The sequence below is a fragment of the Pseudomonas sp. KB_15 genome, assembly GCF_052114525.1.
Taxonomy (GTDB): domain Bacteria; phylum Pseudomonadota; class Gammaproteobacteria; order Pseudomonadales; family Pseudomonadaceae; genus Aquipseudomonas.
The window spans coordinates 1-17,925 of sequence record NZ_JBFREX010000070.1; the positions used below are offsets into that span (position 1 = coordinate 1).

The following is a 17,925-nucleotide window of genomic DNA, read 5'->3' on the forward strand; positions in this document are numbered from 1 at the left end:
AGTCAGAACATGTGTGACTGACACTCCGCCATCGCGAGCAGGCTCGCTCCTACAGGGAATGGGGTCAGGGCTTCACCTTGCGCCCAACCATATGCTTCAAATACCCCACCAACATCACCAGATCCCCATCCGGCAACACCTCGGCCGAGAACCCGGGCATCTTCGCCTGCGGCCACTGGCGCAAGCTCTGTGGATCGCGGATGTAGCGCTTGAGGAAGTCCGCGCCGAAGTACTCGGTCGGGTTGTACGGAATATTCAGGTCCGGCCCGAACTGCGCGTCGCCGGCACCGTTGAGTCGATGACACGCCAGGCAGTTTTTCTGGAACAGCGCAAAGCCCTTGTTCACCGGATCATCCGCCTTCAAGGCCGGGTCGGGCAGCAGGGCAGGGAAGCGCTGGGCCACGGGCGCCAGGCGTTTGATGCTCGCCACCTGGAACGGCCATTGTTCGGGGCTGATGTTGCCGGCCTGCGGATGGGTCCAGACCAGATAGAACGGCCCGGCACCGGGTTTGCCTTCTGACAGCGGTGGCCACGGTTTGGCCGGGTCTTCAATCGCCAGCCAGGCCTGGGCACCCTGGGTATTGAGCAACGGCGCCGCAGCCATTTCGGCGGCAAAACCATCCAGGGCCACGGCTTGCAGGTGGTCGTCAGGCTTGATGCCGGTCAGCAGTGCAGACAGAGGCACGGCGCGGTAACTCATGTCCCGTTTGTAGGAAACGTCGTTGCTGATGTCGATGGTCTGGACTTGAGGATGCTTGAGCAGTTCCTCGGTCTGCCAGGTGCGACTCTCCGCGCCCAGCTCCAGGTTCAGCTGTGCGGCATACAGGGGCGAGCCGAACAGCAGGGCCCCGAGCAGAATGAGCATTTTCAAGTGATCGCCGTCCATGTCGTGGAAGTGCCGCAAAGATTGGCACAGCCACGCTGGCCCGGGTAGCGGGCCAGTCACATTTTGATAGTGGCAATTCAAAAACCGTGACGCCGTATCTTTTAGACGCGACTAGCCGATCACCTTGGTCAGGTTCGGCAATATCAACAACAGCGTGGTGGCGAAAAGGATGAGCCCGGCTTGACGTACTTTCGATTGTTTGAACATGGCTTGACCGCCTTTTTTGTTATTTCCTGATGCCTGCCTGCATATCTCCATGATGGCAGCGCGTTGCACTTCCTGTAGTGACGAGCGCCTCGGCAAAACCCGACGACAACTTCGTACAAGTTCACCTTAGAGGCCGCACCGCGCTTGGTTTAGATCCATTTCGTATGGTGTTGTTACGATTCGCTTTAAAAAAGGCATGAGGCCTATTGCCAGCTTCTTTGCCGCCCGTTGGCTAGACAGCTTGGTGTCCTGAATCGGTTAATCCGGTAGCTGACTACCGTCCGTCTGAGCGTGAGCGTCAACGTCTGTGAGCGCTGCGGTCATTGAATCAAACGTGAGTCGGGCCAAGAGTGAGCACTCGGTATTTACCCACCTGCACAGCGGTTCGAGGACGTCATGACCCAAGCATTGATTTTCGACGCGTTACGCACGCCCCGTGGCAAAGGCAAGGCCGATGGCGCCTTGCACAGCGTCAAACCGGTGAACCTGGTGGCTGGTCTGCTCACCGCGCTGCAACAGCGCACGGCGCTGGACACCAGCCAGGTCGATGACGTGGTGCTCGGCTGCGTGACGCCGATTGGTGATCAAGGTTCCGACATCGCCAAGACCGCAGCTCAGGTGGCCGATTGGGATGTCAGTGTGGCGGGGGTACAGATCAACCGTTTCTGCGCTTCAGGGCTGGAGGCGGTCAACCTCGGTGCGATGAAGGTGCGCTCCGGCTTCGAAGACCTGGTGGTGGTCGGCGGCGTCGAGTCGATGTCCCGGGTGCCGATGGGTAGCGATGGCGGGGCCTGGGCGCTGGACCCGGCGACCAACCTGCACAGTCACTTCACGCCACAGGGCGTGGGCGCCGATCTGATCGCCACCCTTGAGGGCTTCAGCCGTCAGGACGTCGATGCCTACGCCCTGCATTCCCAGCAAAAGGCCGCGCGGGCGCGGGCCGACGGTTCGTTCAACAAGTCGCTGGTGCCGGTGCAGGACCAGAACGGCATCATCCTGCTCGATCACGATGAGTTCATCCGCGCCGATTCGACCCTGGAAGGCCTGGGCAAACTCAAGCCGAGTTTCGAGATGATGGGGCAGATGGGCTTCGATGCCACCGCGCTACGGGTCTACAGCCATGTCGAGCGGATCAACCATGTGCACACCCCCGGCAACAGCTCCGGGATTGTCGATGGCGCGGCGCTGATGCTCATCGGCTCCGAAGCCAAGGGCCGCGCGCTGGGCTTGCAGCCACGGGCACGGATTGTCGCCACGGCAGTCACCAGCACCGATCCGACCATCATGCTCACCGGTCCCGCGCCGGCAACCCGCAAGGCGTTGGCCAAGGCCGGGCTGCGGGTCGAAGACATCGATCTGTTCGAGGTCAACGAGGCGTTCGCTTCGGTGGTGTTGAAATTCATCAAGGACATGGCCGTCGATCCGGACAAGGTCAATGTCAATGGCGGCTCAATCGCCATGGGCCACCCGCTGGGCGCCACCGGTTGCGCCATTCTCGGCACGCTGCTGGATGAACTGGAAGCCCGGCGCCTGCGCTATGGCCTCGCGACCCTGTGTGTCGGCGGCGGCATGGGCATTGCCACCATCATCGAACGCCTCTGAGCCCGGACTTCAAGGAACCCAGTTATGAACGAAGCCATTCGTTACGAAAAAGACCAGGACCAGATCGTCGTCCTGACCATCGACATGCCCGGCCAGAGCGCCAACACCATGAACGCGGTGTACCGCGAAGCCATGGCGGACTGCGTTGCGCGGCTGGTGGCCGACAAGGACAACATCGCCGGTGTGATCATCACCTCGGCCAAGAAGACTTTCTTCGCGGGCGGCGACCTCAATGAACTGATCAAGGTCGGCAAACCCCAGGCCAAGGCCTTCTACGACATGGTGCTGAGCCTCAAGGGCCAGTTGCGCACCCTGGAAACCCTCGGCAAACCGGTGGTCGCCGCGATCAATGGCGCCGCATTGGGCGGCGGCTGGGAAATCTGCCTGGCCTGCCATCATCGCGTGGCGCTGGACAACCCGTCGGTGCAACTCGGCCTGCCGGAAGTCACTCTCGGCCTGCTGCCAGGCGGTGGAGGCGTGGTGCGTATGGTGCGTATGCTCGGCCTGGAAAAAGCCCTGCCTTATCTGCTTGAAGGCAAAAGGGTGCGGCCACAACAGGCGTTGCAGGCAGGATTGATCGACGCCCTGGCGACCGATCACGAAGACCTGTTGGCCAAGGCGAGGGCGTGGATTCTCGCCAATCCGGCGGCGGTGCAGCGCTGGGACGTGAAGGGCTACCAGATACCGGGCGGCACACCGTCTAACCCGAAAGTTGCGCAGATGCTGGCGATTGCACCGTCGATCCTGCGCAGCAAAACCCAGGGCACGATGCCCGCGCCGGAGAAGATCCTGTGCGCGGCAGTCGAGGGCGCCCAGGTGGATTTCGATACCGCGCACCTGATCGAAACCCGCTACTTCACCGAGCTGACCACCGGCCAGATTTCGAAAAACCTGATAGGCACGTTCTGGTTCCAGCTCAACGAAATCAATGCCGGTGGCTCGCGACCTCAAGGTTTTGCGCCTTATGTCACCCGCAAGGTCGGCGTGCTCGGCGCCGGGATGATGGGCGCCGGTATCGCGTTCGTCAGCGCATCGGCGGGTATCGATGTGGTGCTCAAGGACATCAACCTAGCGGCGGCTGAGAAGGGCAAGGCGCATTCGGCGGCACTGCTGGACAAGAAAGTCACTCGCGGACAAATGAGCATCGAACAGCGTGATAGCGTTCTGGCACGCATTCAAACCAGCGAAAGCGATGCCGACCTGGCCGGTTGCGACCTGATCATCGAAGCCGTGTTCGAGGATCGTGAATTGAAGGCCAAGGTCTCGTTGGCAGCGCAGAAGGTCGTCGGCGCGGACACGGTGATCGCTTCCAACACCTCGACCTTGCCGATCAGTGGTCTGGCGTGCGCCGTGCCCGACCAGAGCAAGTTCATCGGCCTGCATTTTTTCAGCCCCGTGGATAAAATGCCGCTGGTGGAAATCATCAAGGGCGCCAATACCAGCGACGAAACCCTGGCCCGCGGGTTCGATTACGTCCTGCAAATCAGGAAAACCCCGATTGTGGTCAATGACAGCCGCGGTTTCTTCACGTCGCGGGTGTTCGGCACCTTCACTAACGAAGGCATCGCCATGCTGGGCGAAGGCGTCAACGCGGCGATGATCGAGACTGAAGCGCGCAAAGCCGGCATGCCTGTAGGACCGCTGGCGATCTCTGACGAAGTTTCCCTCAGCCTGATGAGCCATATCCGTCTGCAAACGGCCAAGGACCTGCAAGCAGAAGGGAAACCGCTGATAGAGCACCCGGCATTTACCGTGATTGACGTGTTGCTCAATGAGTTCAAGCGTCCGGGCAAGGCTGCCGGTGGAGGTTTCTACGAGTATCCGACGGGCGGCCAGAAACACCTGTGGCCTGAGTTGAAAACCCGCTTCGAGAAAACCGACGGGCAGATTTCGCCGAAGGATGTGCGTGATCGCCTGCTGTTCGTGCAGGCCATCGAAACCGTGCGTTGCGTGGAGGAGGGTGTGTTGACCTCGACGGCGGATGCCAACGTTGGCTCGATCTTCGGCATCGGTTTCGCCGCCTGGACCGGTGGTGCGCTGCAGTTCATCAACCAGTACGGCGTGCAGGACTTTGTCGCCCGGGCGCAGTATCTGGCCAAGCAATATGGCGAGCGGTTCGCGCCGCCCGCCTTACTGCTGGAGAAGGCGGCCAAAGGGGAGACGTTCTAAGGGAGCGATGACGCATTTCGGGGCTTGCCTTGTCACGGTGTTTCGAGGCAGGCTCTGGGGTGTGCATTATTCCCATCACGTGTCAGGTATTTTTTATGTCGTTACGCATCTGCATTCTGGAAACCGACCACCTGCGTCCGGAATTGGTTGACCAATATCAGGGCTACGGGCAGATGTTCAAACACCTGTTTTCGCAGCAGCCGATTGCCGCCGAGTTCACGGTCTACAACGTGGTGCAGGGGGAATACCCAAGTGACGACCTGGCGTTCGACGCCTACCTGGTGACGGGCAGCAAGGCTGACTCCTTCGGCACCGACCCATGGATCGAAACCCTCAAGAAGTATCTGTTGACCCGCTACGAGCGCGGTGACAAGTTGCTGGGCGTCTGCTTCGGCCATCAGTTGCTGGCACTGCTGCTCGGTGGCAAGAGCGAGCGCGCCACCCAGGGCTGGGGCGTCGGCACGCACAAGTACAAAATGGCCGCCAAGGCGCCATGGATGAGCCCGGTGCGCGAAGAACTGACGTTGCTGATCAGCCACCAGGATCAGGTCACGACGCTGCCGGAAAACGCCACGGTCATCGCTTCCAGCGATTTCTGCCCGTATGCCGCCTACCACATCAACGATCAGGTGCTGTGCTTCCAGGGGCATCCGGAGTTCATCCACGACTACTCCCGCGCCCTGCTGGAGATTCGCCAGCAGGCACTGGGTGAGCAGGTCTACTCCAAAGGCATTGCGAGCCTGGAGCAGGAACACCATGGCACCACGGTTGCCGAGTGGATGATGCGGTTTGTGGCGCACAAGYCAACAGCTGTTTAAAACCTGTAGGAGCGAGCCCTGCTCGCGATGGTCGTGAACGATAACGCGCCAAACCTGACAGCCCACGGTGCTCTCAGGTTTTTCGCGGGCAGGCTCGCTCCTACAGCCACCCCGACTTCTTGAAACTCGCCCACAACCCCAGACAACCCACCGTAATAAACCCCAGCACCCCGAAGTACCCGTAGTGCCAGCTCAACTCCGGCATGTTCTGGAAGTTCATCCCGTAGATCCCCGCCACCGCCGTCGGGAAGGCCAGAATCGCCGCCCAGGCCGCAAACTTGCGCTGTACCACGCTCTGGCGAGAGGCCTCCAGCAGCACCCCGACCTCAATCGTCTGGCTGGCAATATCCGCCAGGGTCGTCAGGTCTTCCATTTGCCGCGTTACATGGATCTGCACATCGCGAAAGTACGGACGCATGTTCTTGTCGATGAACGGGAAGCTCAGCCTCTGCAATTCCTCCCCGATCTCAATCATCGGTGCCACATAACGACGCAAACGCAAAACATCACGACGCAGGCCATGCAGCTTCTGGATGTCGTAGTCATTCAACACGCCACATAACACATTGCCTTCCAGCTCATCGATTTCCGCGTGAATGGCTTCGCCCATCGGCTGGTAGTTTTCGATCACGAAATCGAGGATGGCATAGAGTACGAAATCTTCCCCGTGCTCAAGCAATAGCGGACGCGCCTCACAGCGTTGTCGGACATGGGCGTAGGACGCGGAGTGACCGTTGCGCGCAGTAATGATGTAGCCATTGCCGGCAAAGATATGCGTCTCGATGAACTTGAGTTTGCCTTCATCCCGGATGGGCGAATACGTCACGATGAACAGCGCATCGCCGAAAGTTTCCAGCTTCGGCCGGCTGTGCTTTTCCAGGGCGTCTTCGATGGCCAGTTCGTGCAGGTTGAACTGGCGTTGCAGATTGTAGAGTTCCTCGGCGTTCGGCTCTTCGAGGCCAATCCAGACAAAGTGTCCGGGCTTTGCAGCCCAGGCGGCGCCTTCGTCGAGGGTGATATTGGTGACTCTTTTACCTGCGCTATAAACCGCAGCAGCAACAACTCTACCCATGATGGTGGTTCACTTCTTATTGGCAGCATTCTATTAGCGATAAACGCAATGGCAGGCATTGTTCAGCTTAGCCTTGGCGATGCTTGAGAGTCAGCTAAATCTGCAGAGTTCAGGGGCAAAAGAAAACCCGCACTCGGCGGGTTTCATTCAGGCGGCTTGCAGTTGCCGGTCCATCGTTTCGATACATTCACGCATCTGCTCGCGGCACTGGGCGATCAGCATGGGCATGTCGTCCAGGCTCAATCCGGCAGTGGGGATCGCTGGCAACGAACGAATCAGAATTTTCCCGCTGCGCCAGCGGTTCAATCGCATGTGTTTGACGTAGCTGCTGACACACACCGGCACGATCGGTACCCCGGCGGCAATGGCCATCTGGAAGGCGCCTTTCTTGAAGGGCAGCAAGTCCTCACCCAGGTTGCGCGTGCCTTCCGGGAAAACCCAGATCGAGGTGTCTTTGTTTTGCAGGGTGTGGGTGGTGGTCAACATCGATTGGCGCGCCTTGTGCGCATTGCCACGGTCGATCAGCACATTGCCGGCCAGCCAGAACAACTGCCCGAACAGCGGCACCCATTTCAGGCTCTTTTTGCCGATGCACACGGTACGGCGGGGCACTACGTTGCCAAACACGAACAGGTCGTAGTTGGACTGGTGATTGGCGATGATCACGCAGCTGTCAGGCTTGTCCATCAACGGCCCGACTTCGGCCTTCACCCGCAAACGCAAAATACACATGGCCGGCCAGGCATACAGGCGTGCGCACAGACGGCTGTTGTCCGGGTTGAATGGCCGGCACAGGCCGAGAATCACACCCAGCATACCTGCCACGATAAAGTGCAGGCCCATCAATGACATACGAAGCAAAAACAGCATTTACAGGCCCCACCGGGACAAAAGGTGGCGCAGTGTACGGATGTACACTGTTTTCGGCAATTGCTGCCAGGGAAGTGGGAGATAGCCGATGTTTGAGCTGATGTTTCCGACCATTTGGTCAGATGCGGTCTAGAGCGGTTACAGACGTTTAATCAAGGCATGTATGAAAAAGCCCGACACGACGGTCGGGCTTTTTGTTGTTGCAGGTCCGGGCTTAAACCAGATGTTCCTGGTCCTGGATGATCGCGTTGTCCAGGGCCTCCAGCAGGGCTTTGCGCACTTTCAATTTGGTGTTCTTGTGCGCGGTCATGTTGATCTTCTTCAACTGACGAGCCGCCGCCAGTGCCGCGCCTTGCAGTTCTTCAGCCGAAACCACCACATCAAGGAAACCGGCAGCCACGGCGCTTTGTGGATTGAACATCTCGCCGTTGACCACCGAACGCTGCAGCGCCACTTTGCTCAGGCGATCACGGGCGATCTCGATACCCGCGTGGTGCATGGTCATGCCGATCTGCACTTCGTTCAGGCCAATGCTGAACGCACCGTCGACGCCGATGCGATAGTCGGCCGACAACAACAGAAACGCACCCTTGGCCACCGCATGCCCCGGGCACGCGACGATCACCGGGAAAGGGTGCGACAGCAGGCGGCGGGCCAGTGTCGAGCCGGAAGTCACCAGCGCCACGGCCTCTTTAGGGCCTGCCGTCATCACCTTCAGGTCATACCCGCCGGAGAGAATGCCCGGCTGGCCGGTAATGATCACCACTGCACGATCAGTCACCGCCTGATCCAGCGCAGCGTTGAACGCGGCAATCACATCCGGGGAGATGGCATTGACCTTGCCATTGCTCAAGGTCAGGGTCGCGATACCGTCTTCGAGATGGTAGGAAATCAACTCACTCATGACGCTATTCCTTTCAATAAAGTTGGGCAGACGTTACCCACCACTGCAGGCCAGGTAAAGCGCCGTGACTGACCCGCCAGTCACCCTTTGCCTGCCCGCCAGGCGCAGCCCGCCGTGCTTGCTGCGTATTCCCCTCTATATAGAAGAGGGCACGAAGCCGGAGATTGGCCGGTTTGCCATGGCCCGGAGCGAGCGGAAACGCTGAATCGCGTTAACCGCATGAAAATTCTGAAAAAAATGTTTGCCATCGGAAAAGCTTTCGACTACATTAGCGCGCCTCGACAGACAGAACATGTTTGAAGAGATACGGTGAAGTGTCCGAGTGGCTTAAGGAGCACGCCTGGAAAGTGTGTATACAGGAAACTGTATCGAGAGTTCGAATCTCTCCTTCACCGCCACATTCTGAAGACCCTCGCAAATCAATGGTTTGCGGGGGTTTTTCTTTTTTAGTTGTAGTGCTCATTACATCCCGCCTTCCGTCACTCCGATCTATACCTTTGCCGTCCCGTTTTCTTCGTTTCGCTCGCAAATCCCCTCGACAGCTACCGTCAGGTCAGTTCGTACCTCGTAAACATCACGCACATGGGTTCACTTGATCTTGTGAAATGGTGAATCATGTCGCCCATCGGGTGAGTCATATCACTCAAAAAGTGGCTCCAGGCGGCGTCCCGTGTGTCTCTGCTACGTTAGCTCAAATCGCTCTAATGCATAGTCTTTACCTGCCAGGGTAAGTTCAAAAATGGTGGCGCCGAACGTCCCCCGCGTCACTTTTTGCTTCACTAGACGTTTAGCCTGGAGTTGCTTTAGACCGTCTTCAACTTCCAGCTTGCTTAGTGAGACAAGTTTGCAAACCGAGTCTAAATTTGCAATTTTCCTGAAATTTGCATGATAGGCTAAAGCTTCCATCAGCAGCGTTTGGTTATCTGTCAACTGTGGAAACTGAGGGTTGTTCATTTTGTAAACTTTTCGCTCTATCTCGTGTAGCTCGCCGTAAGTTCCGTCAGTAGTGCGGTAGAAGTAAATCGCTACAGTCAGAGTGCTGATTAAAGCCGCGATAATCATCAGCAGCGACCAATTCGGTATTGGCGTTTCCAAGAGAAGCCAGTTCCACGTACGTTGCAGCCAGCCCTTGGTATCTGCCAACAACGTCAGGTCGAAATAAGTGTCGATCAGCTTTATCGCAGCCCAAGCGACAAGGAAGCCTCCAGCCGAGTAAGCTATAGCCTTGAAAGTTAACGACAAATGCTTGCCTTCTGCTGCCATGCTGCTCGTCTCCGGTGTAGGAAACAGTAGTTGTCAGCATAGCAGTGGAAAAGTGGCGCTCTGGAACTGGCACTGGCACTGGCGCGGGACTCCCGAGCGGTGCTTCACCGCCAAATTCGATGTAAACAAAACCCCTGGTTTCGAAAGATGCCAGGGGTTTTGTGGTTTTTGGGGGTTGAGTTTGAGGTTGGGCAAACAAGAGACTTCTCGGCGCAAGCGGTCACCGAGCCAATCCGGCTGTTAGACTGCCCGATTTCTTCGAATGGAATCGACATCATGCTCTATCCTCGAGCCAGTTTTCGCGGCGCAGCCAAGCTCATCGCGACTGTGTCGATAGTTGCGATGACATCAATGGCCCTCGCATCCGCCCCTGCAGCTTTTCCCGACGCGCAAGCCAGTGACCCCGCCAAACTCGGCTGGATGGCAGGTTCGCCACCCCCCGCTGATCGCACCGTGCGTTTTGAAGACGGCAGCTATTTTCAATTCCCGGCAATGCGCTGGAGTGTTTCGAATTTCCGGCAACTGATGCCAACGATCAACGTTTCACGCGGCCTGGGTGCTCCGGTTCCACTGGAAACAGTGCTGCGCAAAGATATCGACGAGATCAGTTTTGTCCCGCTTGGCGCCAAGGCGCCGATGACCTGGGAGCAATCCCTCGCGGCCACTTACACTGATGGCATTGTGGTCATGCACCGCGGGAAAGTTGTCTACGAGCGATATTTCGGGGTGTTGAAACCGGACGGCCAGCATGCTGCGATGTCGGTAACCAAGTCCGTGGTCGGCACACTGGGCGCCATGTTGGTGGCGGAAGGGCGCATCGATGCTGGCAAGCGGGTTGCCGAATATGTACCGGAACTGACGGATTCTGCGTTTGGCGGCGCCACGGTGCGGCAGGTGCTCGACATGACCACAGGCCTCAAATACAGCGAAGACTACGCGGACCCGAACGCCGAGGTCTGGGCTCATGCCAAGGCGGGCAATCCGCTGCCCAAACCCAAGGGTTATGACGGCCCTCGCAGTTACTACGAGTTTCTGCAGACGGTTCAACCGCAAGGTGAGCACGGCAAAGCGTTCGCCTACAAAACCGTCAACACGGATGTCCTTGGCTGGGTCATTGCTCGCGCCACTGGTCGCAATGTCGCGCAGCTTTTGTCGGAAAAAATCTGGAGTCGATTGGGGGCCGAACAGGACGCCTATTTCACCGTGGACTCCATCGGCACTCCGTTTGCCGGTGGTGGCTTGAATACGGGGTTGCGGGACCTGGCGCGGTTTGGCGAGATGTTGCGTACCGGTGGCCGGTTCAACGGTCAGCAGATCGTGCCAGTGGAAGTGATCGACGATATCCGTGGTGGCGCTGATAAACAGGCTTTCGCCAACGCGGGGTACGCATTGCTCAAAGACTGGAGTTATCGGTCGATGTGGTGGGTGACGAACAAGGCGGGCGGGGCGTTCATGGCGCGTGGGGTTCATGGGCAGCGCATCTATGTCGATCCGAAGGCCGAGATGGTTATCGTCCGCTACGCATCCCATCCGGTGGCCAGCAACTCGGCCAATGACCCCGTGACGTTGCCGGCGTTTGATGCGTTGGCTGAATTTCTGAACAGGAAGGAACACCCATGATCACCACCACAACCCACTCCATTGACGGCCGACAAATTACCGCCTACCTCGACATTGTCAGCGCCGAGTCGGTGCAAGGGATCAACGTTGTTCGAGACGTATTTGCCGGCATGCGCGACTTTTTCGGTGGGCGCTCCCAGACACTGGAACGAGCGTTGAAAGAAGCACGCATCCAGGCCACCGATGAGATCAAGGCGCGGGCGCAGGCGCTTCAGGCGGACGCGGTGATCGGGCTTGATTATGAGATCAGCATGCCGGCGGGCAAGGGCGGGATGGTCGTGGTGTTTGTGACCGGGACTGCGGTCAAGTTGAGGTGAAAGCTGAGAAGCCATTCGTCGGTCACGGAGAAATCCGAACGGCAGGTCCGTTAGTGACCGGCTAGTCTGAAAAACCTTGGCGATCGATATTACTTCAGGCAAAGGGCTTGCCGATGTTGATCGCGCTTTTTGAAAGGGGTGAAGAGATGGCTGATCCGTATATCGAGGACGATGGCGCAGAGTTTCCGATCAACAATTCCGTGCGGTGTGGTCAGACCCAGTATGTGGCCAGTTTCGGCGAGGACCAGACTGAGGTCGACAAGATCAAGACCAGGGCGTGCCGGGTACTGAAGGGCAAATTTTTACCCAGGGTGACAGCGCCGGTCAGGAAGTAACCGAACGTTGGGCAGACCCGTTATAGAGCGGGTTTTTTATGTCTGAAAAGTTTTATAACAATTTTTTAAAGACGCTGATCTTTCACAAACTTTTCACGGAATCCTCCGTAATCTCGACTCATCCGTTAGAAAGCAACACCTGGCCCGTTTCCCCAGCGGGCTTTTTTTTGTCCGTCATAAAACCTTTTTCAAAAATGCTGTCCAACCGTCGCCAATCGCGAAGTTGGACCGGAGTGCTGGACTTTATCCGCGCAAAAGCATTCAATCTCGCCCCCCTTTTTGTGTACCCCTATTTTTTGAGGTTTTTGTCATGCGTTTAACACTGCCTGCTCTGGTTCTGGGGCTTCTGGTTGCTCAAGGTGCAATGGCTGGTGACGGCACTGCCGCGCTGGGCGGTGGCTTGGGCGGCGCGTTGGGTAACGTGGTCGGCCAGAAAATGGGCGGCAGCACTGGCGCAGCGATTGGCGCGGGCGTGGCTGGCGCTGCGGGCAGCGCAGTTGCCGCCAAAAAAGGTCATCGCACCAGCGCTGCTATCGGTGGTGGTGTCGGCGCGGCCGGTGGTTCGGTGATCGGCAATAGCCTTGGCGGCAAGTCCGGTGCCACCATCGGTGCAGGCCTGGGCGGTGCTTTGGGCGGCGGCGTAGGCAGCAACCTGGCCAATGGTCACAAGCGTCACTGATCCTGATTCAGATTTGAAAAAAGCCCGGCTTGATGCCGGGCTTTTTTATTTATGAACGTTTCACGCCGCAGCAGCTCAAATCTTCCATACCCTGGAAGAATGCGAGGCGTGCCATGAACCCGAAAACCAACGGCAAAAAAAACGGAAGCCTGAATGCTCGACTATTGATGGTGCCTGCGATTGTTTTTGGATTGCTGGTCTCTCAGGTGGCGCTGGCGGGAGGTAATGGAGATGCCGCGGTAGGCGGTGGTCTTGGTGGGGTGCTGGGCAACGTTGTTGGTGGTCAGGTGGGAGGCAGTACGGGCGCAGCGATTGGTGCAGGTGTCGGCGGAGCGGCCGGTAGTGCCATTGCCGCGCCCAAGCACAGTCGCACCGAGGCGGCGGTAGGTGGTGGTTTGGGCGCGGCGGGTGGATCGGTGGTCGGCAACAGTCTTGGCGGTTCGACCGGATCGGCCATCGGTGCAGGCCTGGGCGGTGCAGCCGGCGGTGCGGTCGGCAATAATCTGGGGAGTGACAGCGGTCATTCCCATTCCGGTAACGGTTATAAACACTCGAACAAGCACCACAAAAAGCATCACTAGTCGAGCGAGGCATCCCATGACTGCGAAAAGCGAAGGCAAGGAAGAAAAGGGCCCGAGCGGATTGCCATCTATCAACGATCCCGGCAATGAAGATCCGGGATCGCTGATGGATGATGCGACGGTGCCGCTTAACGATGCTGATGATTTGGGCGATGTGGGGAATATCGAGTTTGAAGATGAGGAAGAGGACGAGGATTGATCGAATCGTGCGGGCGGATTGACCGGTTGTCTACCTGAGCGAACGCCCCCGTCGCCCAGTCCTCGGTATGTCATGGCCTGAGTCTGCGCGATGTGAGTATTGGTTTGGAGGTTTTGGAGAGGGTGCATTGGGCTCCCCCTCATCAATCCTTGCCCCTCCCTCCCCATACGGCGCCGAGCATCCCGGCTGGTTCGCGTGCGGGCAATTTCCGCTCGCCCCCAACGGATCCACCCACCCCGTCGGGTTTTGGGTGTACCGATACGGATTCAACCCTCCGGCCAACTTGACCGGATCCGGCGTCAGATAACGACCGATGTCCGGATGGTAGTAGCGATGCCGGTTGTAGTGCAGGCCGCTCTCAACGTCGAAGTATTGCCCCTGAAACCGTAGCGGCTGTTCGAGTCGTTCGCCGTCGCCGTGGCTCAGTTCGCGGAGTTTGCCGTGGGCTGTGTACTTGGCCGACCAGACGATAGCGCCGCCGTAGCTGGTCAGTTCCTGCGGGGTGCCGAGGTGGTCGAGTTGGAAGTAGAACGGGCAGGCATCTGCCCGACCTTTGCCGTCGAGCAGCGCCAGCGGGCGCAAACAGCCGGGTTCATAAACGTAACTGCGGTAGTGCCGGGGAGCGCTTTCGGCGATGAGCTGGTCGCCTTGCCAGAAGAATTGCGTGGTCTGGCCGTCGACGGTTTTGCGGATGCGTCGGCCGAAGGCGTCATAGCGGTAGCTGACACTTTTACCGTCCGGGCTGCGGACGCCGATCAGGCGATGCTGGCTGTCGTAGGCGTATTCGGTGACCCGGGGCGGCGTACCCCGGCGTACGCGGATCAGGTTGCCGAAGGCATCGTAGTCATAGTGGCTTTCGTAGCGGCGGCGCAGGCGGTTGCCCTGGAGCACGCACGGGCCCGGGCGGTCGTGGATCAGCAGGTTGCCGGCCGGGTCGTGGGTGAAGTTCTCCGTGAACTGGTCGCGGGGGTGGCGTACGCCGGTCAGGCGGTCGAGCGCATCGTATTGATAGTGGCGTTCGCCGTGACGGCTGTCGGTAATCTGCAGGAGATTGCCCTTGGCGCTGTAGGCGTACTCGCGGCGGTACAGCAGTCGTTGCTTTTGGCTGACGGCATGGGCCTGCAAACGGCCCTGCTCGTCGTAGGCATAATCGCTGAGCAGCAGGCCCTGTTGGCGTTGCTGTTCGCGCCCGCCGACAAAACGATGACTGGTCAGACGCGTACCGTTGAGATTGATGGCAGTCAGGGCGCCGCCCCGGGCATGGCGGTATTCGAGCACACAGCCGTCCGGCAGGCGCAGGCGCTTGAGCCGACCGCAGGTGTCGTAGCCGTAGCGCAGGGTGCTCCAGCCCTGATGCTCGGTGATCAGCCGGTCCTGGCGGTCATATTCGAACTCCAGCGGATGGTCTTGGCCGTCGTCGACGCTGATCAGCCGCCCGAGGCTGTCGTAGCGGTATTCGACCTTGACCCCGTCGGGCAGGGTCTTGAGCAATAAGCGTCCAGCGCTGTCGCGTTGGTACTGCGTGACGAGTTGTGAACCGTCGTCGCCGAACTCGGTTTTCTCCAGCAACTGGCCATTGCCATCATAGGCATACGCGCTACGACGGCCATCGAAGTCGATTTCCTGTCGGATCAATCCGCCTGGCGTGTAGTCCAGCCGATAGGTGTCGCCGACCTCGTTTTCGATCTCGGTGAGCAACAATTGCGCATGGTTGTAGCGGTATTTCAGTGCGCTGCCTTCGGGGTTGATCCGGCGGCTGACCAAGTGCAGGTCGTCCGCGTATTCGTAACGGGTCACCCGTCCCAGTTCGTCGGTTTCGGCGGTGACCTGGCCGTACGCATTGTAGCGCCAGGCGCGGTGGGCGCCGGTGGGCAGCGTGGTCCGGGTCAGTCGGCCCACCGCGTCCCACTCATAGCCGGTGACGGCACCGTGTTCGTCCTGCCGGGTAATCCGCCGTCCCAAGGCATCGTAGGAAAAAGTGCGCTGAGCACCGTCCGGCAGGATCTCCTCCAGCAATAGCCCCAAGGCATTCCAGGCAAACCGGTGACCGCTCTGGTCGGGGAGGCGGATCGTCACCAGGCGCCCCTGCGGGTCGTAGATATAGCGGGTGATTTGCCCGTCTGGATCGGTGATGGCAGTGATGTCTCCCTGGGCATTGCGCTGACAGGCCCACGTCGCCTGACCCTGGGTGCAGGTGTGCAGCAAACCGTGGCGATACTCGCAGGACCTGGGCGCCGCATCCGTTGCAAGCAGCGCGATCAGCCGACCGACTTCGTCATAATGGTATTCGGTGACGGCGCCGAGGGCGTCCTGCTCGGCGATCAGATGACCCTTATCGTCATAGGCCTTGTGCTGCTCACCGCCGTCCAGTCCAACCTGGCGCACCAGTCGTGCGCGGTCGTCATGAACGTAAACCTCTTCGCTACCGCCGGCGTTGTTCACCGTCACGCAGCCTTGATCGTCCCAGACGTAATGCGCCTCCATCTGCGCAAATGAGGCCCAGTGACGAATGCAGCGGGCGGCTTTGCCGGAGCGTTCCCACGCCCAGAAAAAACTCGCGCCGCCGGCCAGTTGCCGTTGCAGGATGACGTTTTGCTCGTCGTAGTCGTAGCGCTCGCTTTCACCCGCCGCGTTGGTTGCCTCGATCAAACGCTGGCGGGCGTCGTAGCGGTAGCTGGCCAGTGTCTGCTCGGTGCGCCAGGTGAACGCCTCGGGATCACTGCGCTGAAACACCTGATAGTCGATGGCCACCAGGTGCTTGACGTCGTAACGCAGCAAAAAGGCGCGGTCGGCGCCATTGTCCAGGCGCTGGATCCGGTCAAAACGGTCCCGCTGCACCGTCAGGCGGTTGCCGTAGGCGTCGCTGATCGCGCTGAGCCGGCCGTCATGAAAGTGGTAGAACCGCGCGCGGTCGCCGGCCAGGGCGAGGATCAGTTCGTCCGGCTCCTCGCCGAGGTAAATCGCCGCCCGCGACAGGTTGTTGTGGATCATCGGGCGCTCCGCCGTCGGCCGTGGAAAGGGCGTGCGGCGGTTTTCGGGGTCTATCCACAGCACCCGCCCGTCGTGGAGTTCCAGGTGCTGGGACAGCGAATGGCTCCAGCCAAGGCCGAGGCCGCTGTCGAGCTCGACGGCACTGGTGCGATAGACGCGGATGAGGTCGAACGGCAAGATCCCGTCGAGGGTGCCGTCGGTGAGGGTCAGCAGTTCTTCGCCGGTAACCATCGACACCGAGCCGTTGTGGGTGGCAGTGCGCTCGACGGTGTCGGCGCTGTCGCCGTTGGGGTTTTTCGCCTGTTCGCAGGCGTCGTCGTGGTGTTCATGCTTGCCGGAGCGAAGTGTCAGAGGGCCGCTCGCGGGGCATGCCAATACCTTTTGGGGATCGAACATCTGCAGTCTTTCGCTTGGCGGAATGTGGAACGCGAAACTCTGCGGGGGACCGGCAACGAAAGAAGTCGGGAAAGGTGGCGCTCGCTGTAGGGCTATTCGCTAAATCACGGAGGGCCATTCGGCGTTGATCGGGATTTCCTCGTTGCTCTAAGCCGGCGGCGCTCGCTATGCTGCTGAACCCTTTAATCCATTCGGGCATCGGCCGTACCTGCGCTGCCCGGGATGCCTTGGAAAACGGATCAGATGCGATGAATGCACCACTGAAAGCATTCGGCCCGATCAAGGCCGTGATTTTCGATATGGACGGCTTGTTGCTGGATACAGAGGGCATCTACACCGAAGTCACGTCCATCATTGCCGCGCGTTACGGCCGGACGTTCGACTGGAGCATCAAACAGAACATCATTGGCCGGGGCGCGGGCGATCTGGCGCGCTATGTGGTTCAAGCACTGGACTTGCCGATTACGGCGCAAGAGTTTCTGGTGATCCGCGAGCCGTTGATGAGCGAGCGTTTTCCTACAGCGCAAGCGATGCCTGGCGCACAGGAGCTGGTACGGCATCTGAAGGCCAACAACATTCCCATTGCCGTCGGCACCAGTTCTTCGAGCCAGTCGTTCGGCCAGAAAACCACCTTGCATCGCGACTGGTTCGCCTTGTTCGACTTCATCGTCACTGCCGATGACCCCGAGGTGGGCGCAGCCAAACCGGCACCGGATATTTTCCTGACGGCGGCGCGGCGTCTGGGCGTCGCGCCCGAGGATTGCCTGGTGTTCGAGGATTCGCCCTTTGGTGTCACCGCGGCGAAAGCGGCGGGGATGACGGCGATTGCGATTCCGGATGCGGCAATGGCCGACACAAAGTACGTACACGCCGATGGCATTCTTCGTACATTGAAGGCGTTCGAGCCGGGCGCTTTTGGTTTGCCTGCGCTTGAGTGGGCCTAGCTGAAAAGACCGGTCGACTCTGGCAAATGTGGGAGCGGGCTTGCTCCGGGCGGCGTTCCGACGAAGGCGGTG

Annotated in this window: 16 protein-coding genes and 1 tRNA gene; 11 read left to right on the plus strand and 6 right to left on the minus strand. The window is 59.2% G+C overall.

The features are described from left to right. Positions 1-64 precede the first annotated feature (64 nt). On the minus strand, positions 65-886 hold the full coding sequence (locus AB4Z35_RS28560) for a c-type cytochrome (RefSeq protein ID WP_442100907.1): 822 nt from the start codon (positions 884-886) through the stop codon (positions 65-67). A 603-nt stretch (positions 887-1,489) separates the two neighbouring features. On the opposite strand from AB4Z35_RS28560, the gene AB4Z35_RS28565 reads away from it, so the two are divergent. The 3 genes from AB4Z35_RS28565 to AB4Z35_RS28575 all read left to right on the plus strand — a co-directional run bounded on the left by AB4Z35_RS28565 (position 1,490) and on the right by AB4Z35_RS28575 (position 5,682). Further along, positions 1,490-2,695: an acetyl-CoA C-acetyltransferase gene (locus AB4Z35_RS28565; protein ID WP_007993058.1), complete on the plus strand. Its 1,206-nt coding sequence runs from the start codon at positions 1,490-1,492 to the stop codon at positions 2,693-2,695. Between the two features lie 24 nt (positions 2,696-2,719). Next, positions 2,720-4,864, plus strand: a complete 2,145-nt coding sequence (locus AB4Z35_RS28570; RefSeq protein ID WP_442100910.1) for a 3-hydroxyacyl-CoA dehydrogenase NAD-binding domain-containing protein — start codon at positions 2,720-2,722, stop codon at positions 4,862-4,864. 95 nt (positions 4,865-4,959) lie between these two features. Continuing rightward, positions 4,960-5,682, plus strand: a complete 723-nt coding sequence (locus AB4Z35_RS28575) for an amidotransferase (protein WP_442100912.1) — start codon at positions 4,960-4,962, stop codon at positions 5,680-5,682. A 100-nt stretch (positions 5,683-5,782) separates the two neighbouring features. On the opposite strand, the gene AB4Z35_RS28580 is transcribed toward AB4Z35_RS28575, so the two are convergent. The 3 genes from AB4Z35_RS28580 to AB4Z35_RS28590 form a co-directional block, all read right to left on the minus strand. After that, complete coding sequence (locus AB4Z35_RS28580) at positions 5,783-6,754, minus strand: magnesium and cobalt transport protein CorA (protein WP_008048451.1); 972 nt, start codon at positions 6,752-6,754, stop codon at positions 5,783-5,785. A gap of 147 nt (positions 6,755-6,901) precedes the next feature. Continuing rightward, on the minus strand, positions 6,902-7,624 hold the full coding sequence (locus tag AB4Z35_RS28585; protein WP_442100914.1) for a lysophospholipid acyltransferase family protein: 723 nt from the start codon (positions 7,622-7,624) through the stop codon (positions 6,902-6,904). A gap of 214 nt (positions 7,625-7,838) precedes the next feature. Then, entirely contained in the window at positions 7,839-8,528 is a 690-nt protein-coding gene (locus AB4Z35_RS28590; RefSeq protein WP_442100916.1) for a crotonase/enoyl-CoA hydratase family protein, read from the minus strand. A 308-nt stretch (positions 8,529-8,836) separates the two neighbouring features. Between AB4Z35_RS28590 and AB4Z35_RS28595 the strand changes: the two genes are divergently transcribed. Further along, a tRNA-Ser gene (locus AB4Z35_RS28595) sits at positions 8,837-8,926 on the plus strand. Positions 8,927-9,209: 283 nt separating this feature from the next. Here AB4Z35_RS28595 and AB4Z35_RS28600 read toward each other — a convergent pair. Then, positions 9,210-9,791, minus strand: coding sequence for a hypothetical protein (locus tag AB4Z35_RS28600; RefSeq protein WP_442100918.1), 582 nt, complete (start codon positions 9,789-9,791; stop codon positions 9,210-9,212). Positions 9,792-10,133: 342 nt separating this feature from the next. Between AB4Z35_RS28600 and AB4Z35_RS28605 the strand changes: the two genes are divergently transcribed. The 6 genes from AB4Z35_RS28605 to AB4Z35_RS28630 all read left to right on the plus strand — a co-directional run bounded on the left by AB4Z35_RS28605 (position 10,134) and on the right by AB4Z35_RS28630 (position 13,522). After that, positions 10,134-11,411, plus strand: coding sequence for a serine hydrolase domain-containing protein (locus tag AB4Z35_RS28605; protein WP_442100928.1), 1,278 nt, complete (start codon positions 10,134-10,136; stop codon positions 11,409-11,411). Next, on the plus strand, positions 11,408-11,728 hold the full coding sequence (locus AB4Z35_RS28610) for a YbjQ family protein (RefSeq protein WP_442100920.1): 321 nt from the start codon (positions 11,408-11,410) through the stop codon (positions 11,726-11,728). Before AB4Z35_RS28605 ends, AB4Z35_RS28610 begins: the two co-directional genes overlap by 4 nt. Positions 11,729-11,874: 146 nt before the next feature. Continuing rightward, complete coding sequence (locus tag AB4Z35_RS28615) at positions 11,875-12,063, plus strand: hypothetical protein (RefSeq protein ID WP_104449968.1); 189 nt, start codon at positions 11,875-11,877, stop codon at positions 12,061-12,063. Positions 12,064-12,373: 310 nt separating this feature from the next. Then, complete coding sequence (locus AB4Z35_RS28620; protein WP_007988063.1) at positions 12,374-12,742, plus strand: hypothetical protein; 369 nt, start codon at positions 12,374-12,376, stop codon at positions 12,740-12,742. Positions 12,743-12,855: 113 nt separating this feature from the next. Next, positions 12,856-13,323 carry a glycine zipper domain-containing protein gene (locus AB4Z35_RS28625; protein WP_442100930.1) on the plus strand — a complete coding sequence of 156 codons (468 nt, stop codon included), beginning with the start codon at positions 12,856-12,858 and terminating at the stop codon, positions 13,321-13,323. 16 nt (positions 13,324-13,339) lie between these two features. Continuing rightward, positions 13,340-13,522, plus strand: coding sequence for a hypothetical protein (locus AB4Z35_RS28630; protein ID WP_442100922.1), 183 nt, complete (start codon positions 13,340-13,342; stop codon positions 13,520-13,522). Positions 13,523-13,552: 30 nt separating this feature from the next. Here AB4Z35_RS28630 and AB4Z35_RS28635 read toward each other — a convergent pair whose 3' ends face one another. After that, complete coding sequence (locus tag AB4Z35_RS28635; RefSeq protein WP_442100924.1) at positions 13,553-16,909, minus strand: RHS repeat-associated core domain-containing protein; 3,357 nt, start codon at positions 16,907-16,909, stop codon at positions 13,553-13,555. A 248-nt stretch (positions 16,910-17,157) separates the two neighbouring features. On the opposite strand from AB4Z35_RS28635, the gene AB4Z35_RS28640 reads away from it, so the two are divergent. Continuing rightward, a complete protein-coding gene (locus AB4Z35_RS28640) occupies positions 17,158-17,853 on the plus strand; it encodes an HAD-IA family hydrolase (RefSeq protein WP_442100926.1) in 696 nt (231 codons plus the stop codon). Positions 17,854-17,925: the final 72 nt, after the last annotated feature.

Bases quoted from the DNA above. Each gene is read 5' to 3' on its own strand.
- AB4Z35_RS28560 (WP_442100907.1), bottom strand. From the start codon at position 886: ATGGACGGCGATCACTTGAAAATGCTCATTCTGCTCGGGGCCCTGCTG.
- AB4Z35_RS28565 (WP_007993058.1), top strand. From the start codon at position 1,490: ATGACCCAAGCATTGATTTTCGACGCGTTACGCACGCCCCGTGGCAAA.
- AB4Z35_RS28570 (WP_442100910.1), top strand. From the start codon at position 2,720: ATGAACGAAGCCATTCGTTACGAAAAAGACCAGGACCAGATCGTCGTC.
- AB4Z35_RS28580 (WP_008048451.1), bottom strand. From the start codon at position 6,754: ATGGGTAGAGTTGTTGCTGCTGCGGTTTATAGCGCAGGTAAAAGAGTC.
- AB4Z35_RS28585 (WP_442100914.1), bottom strand. From the start codon at position 7,624: ATGCTGTTTTTGCTTCGTATGTCATTGATGGGCCTGCACTTTATCGTG.
- AB4Z35_RS28590 (WP_442100916.1), bottom strand. From the start codon at position 8,528: ATGAGTGAGTTGATTTCCTACCATCTCGAAGACGGTATCGCGACCCTG.
- AB4Z35_RS28600 (WP_442100918.1), bottom strand. From the start codon at position 9,791: ATGGCAGCAGAAGGCAAGCATTTGTCGTTAACTTTCAAGGCTATAGCT.
- AB4Z35_RS28605 (WP_442100928.1), top strand. From the start codon at position 10,134: ATGACATCAATGGCCCTCGCATCCGCCCCTGCAGCTTTTCCCGACGCG.
- AB4Z35_RS28610 (WP_442100920.1), top strand. From the start codon at position 11,408: ATGATCACCACCACAACCCACTCCATTGACGGCCGACAAATTACCGCC.
- AB4Z35_RS28615 (WP_104449968.1), top strand. From the start codon at position 11,875: ATGGCTGATCCGTATATCGAGGACGATGGCGCAGAGTTTCCGATCAAC.
- AB4Z35_RS28620 (WP_007988063.1), top strand. From the start codon at position 12,374: ATGCGTTTAACACTGCCTGCTCTGGTTCTGGGGCTTCTGGTTGCTCAA.
- AB4Z35_RS28625 (WP_442100930.1), top strand. From the start codon at position 12,856: ATGAACCCGAAAACCAACGGCAAAAAAAACGGAAGCCTGAATGCTCGA.
- AB4Z35_RS28630 (WP_442100922.1), top strand. From the start codon at position 13,340: ATGACTGCGAAAAGCGAAGGCAAGGAAGAAAAGGGCCCGAGCGGATTG.
- AB4Z35_RS28635 (WP_442100924.1), bottom strand. From the start codon at position 16,909: ATGTTCGATCCCCAAAAGGTATTGGCATGCCCCGCGAGCGGCCCTCTG.
- AB4Z35_RS28640 (WP_442100926.1), top strand. From the start codon at position 17,158: ATGAATGCACCACTGAAAGCATTCGGCCCGATCAAGGCCGTGATTTTC.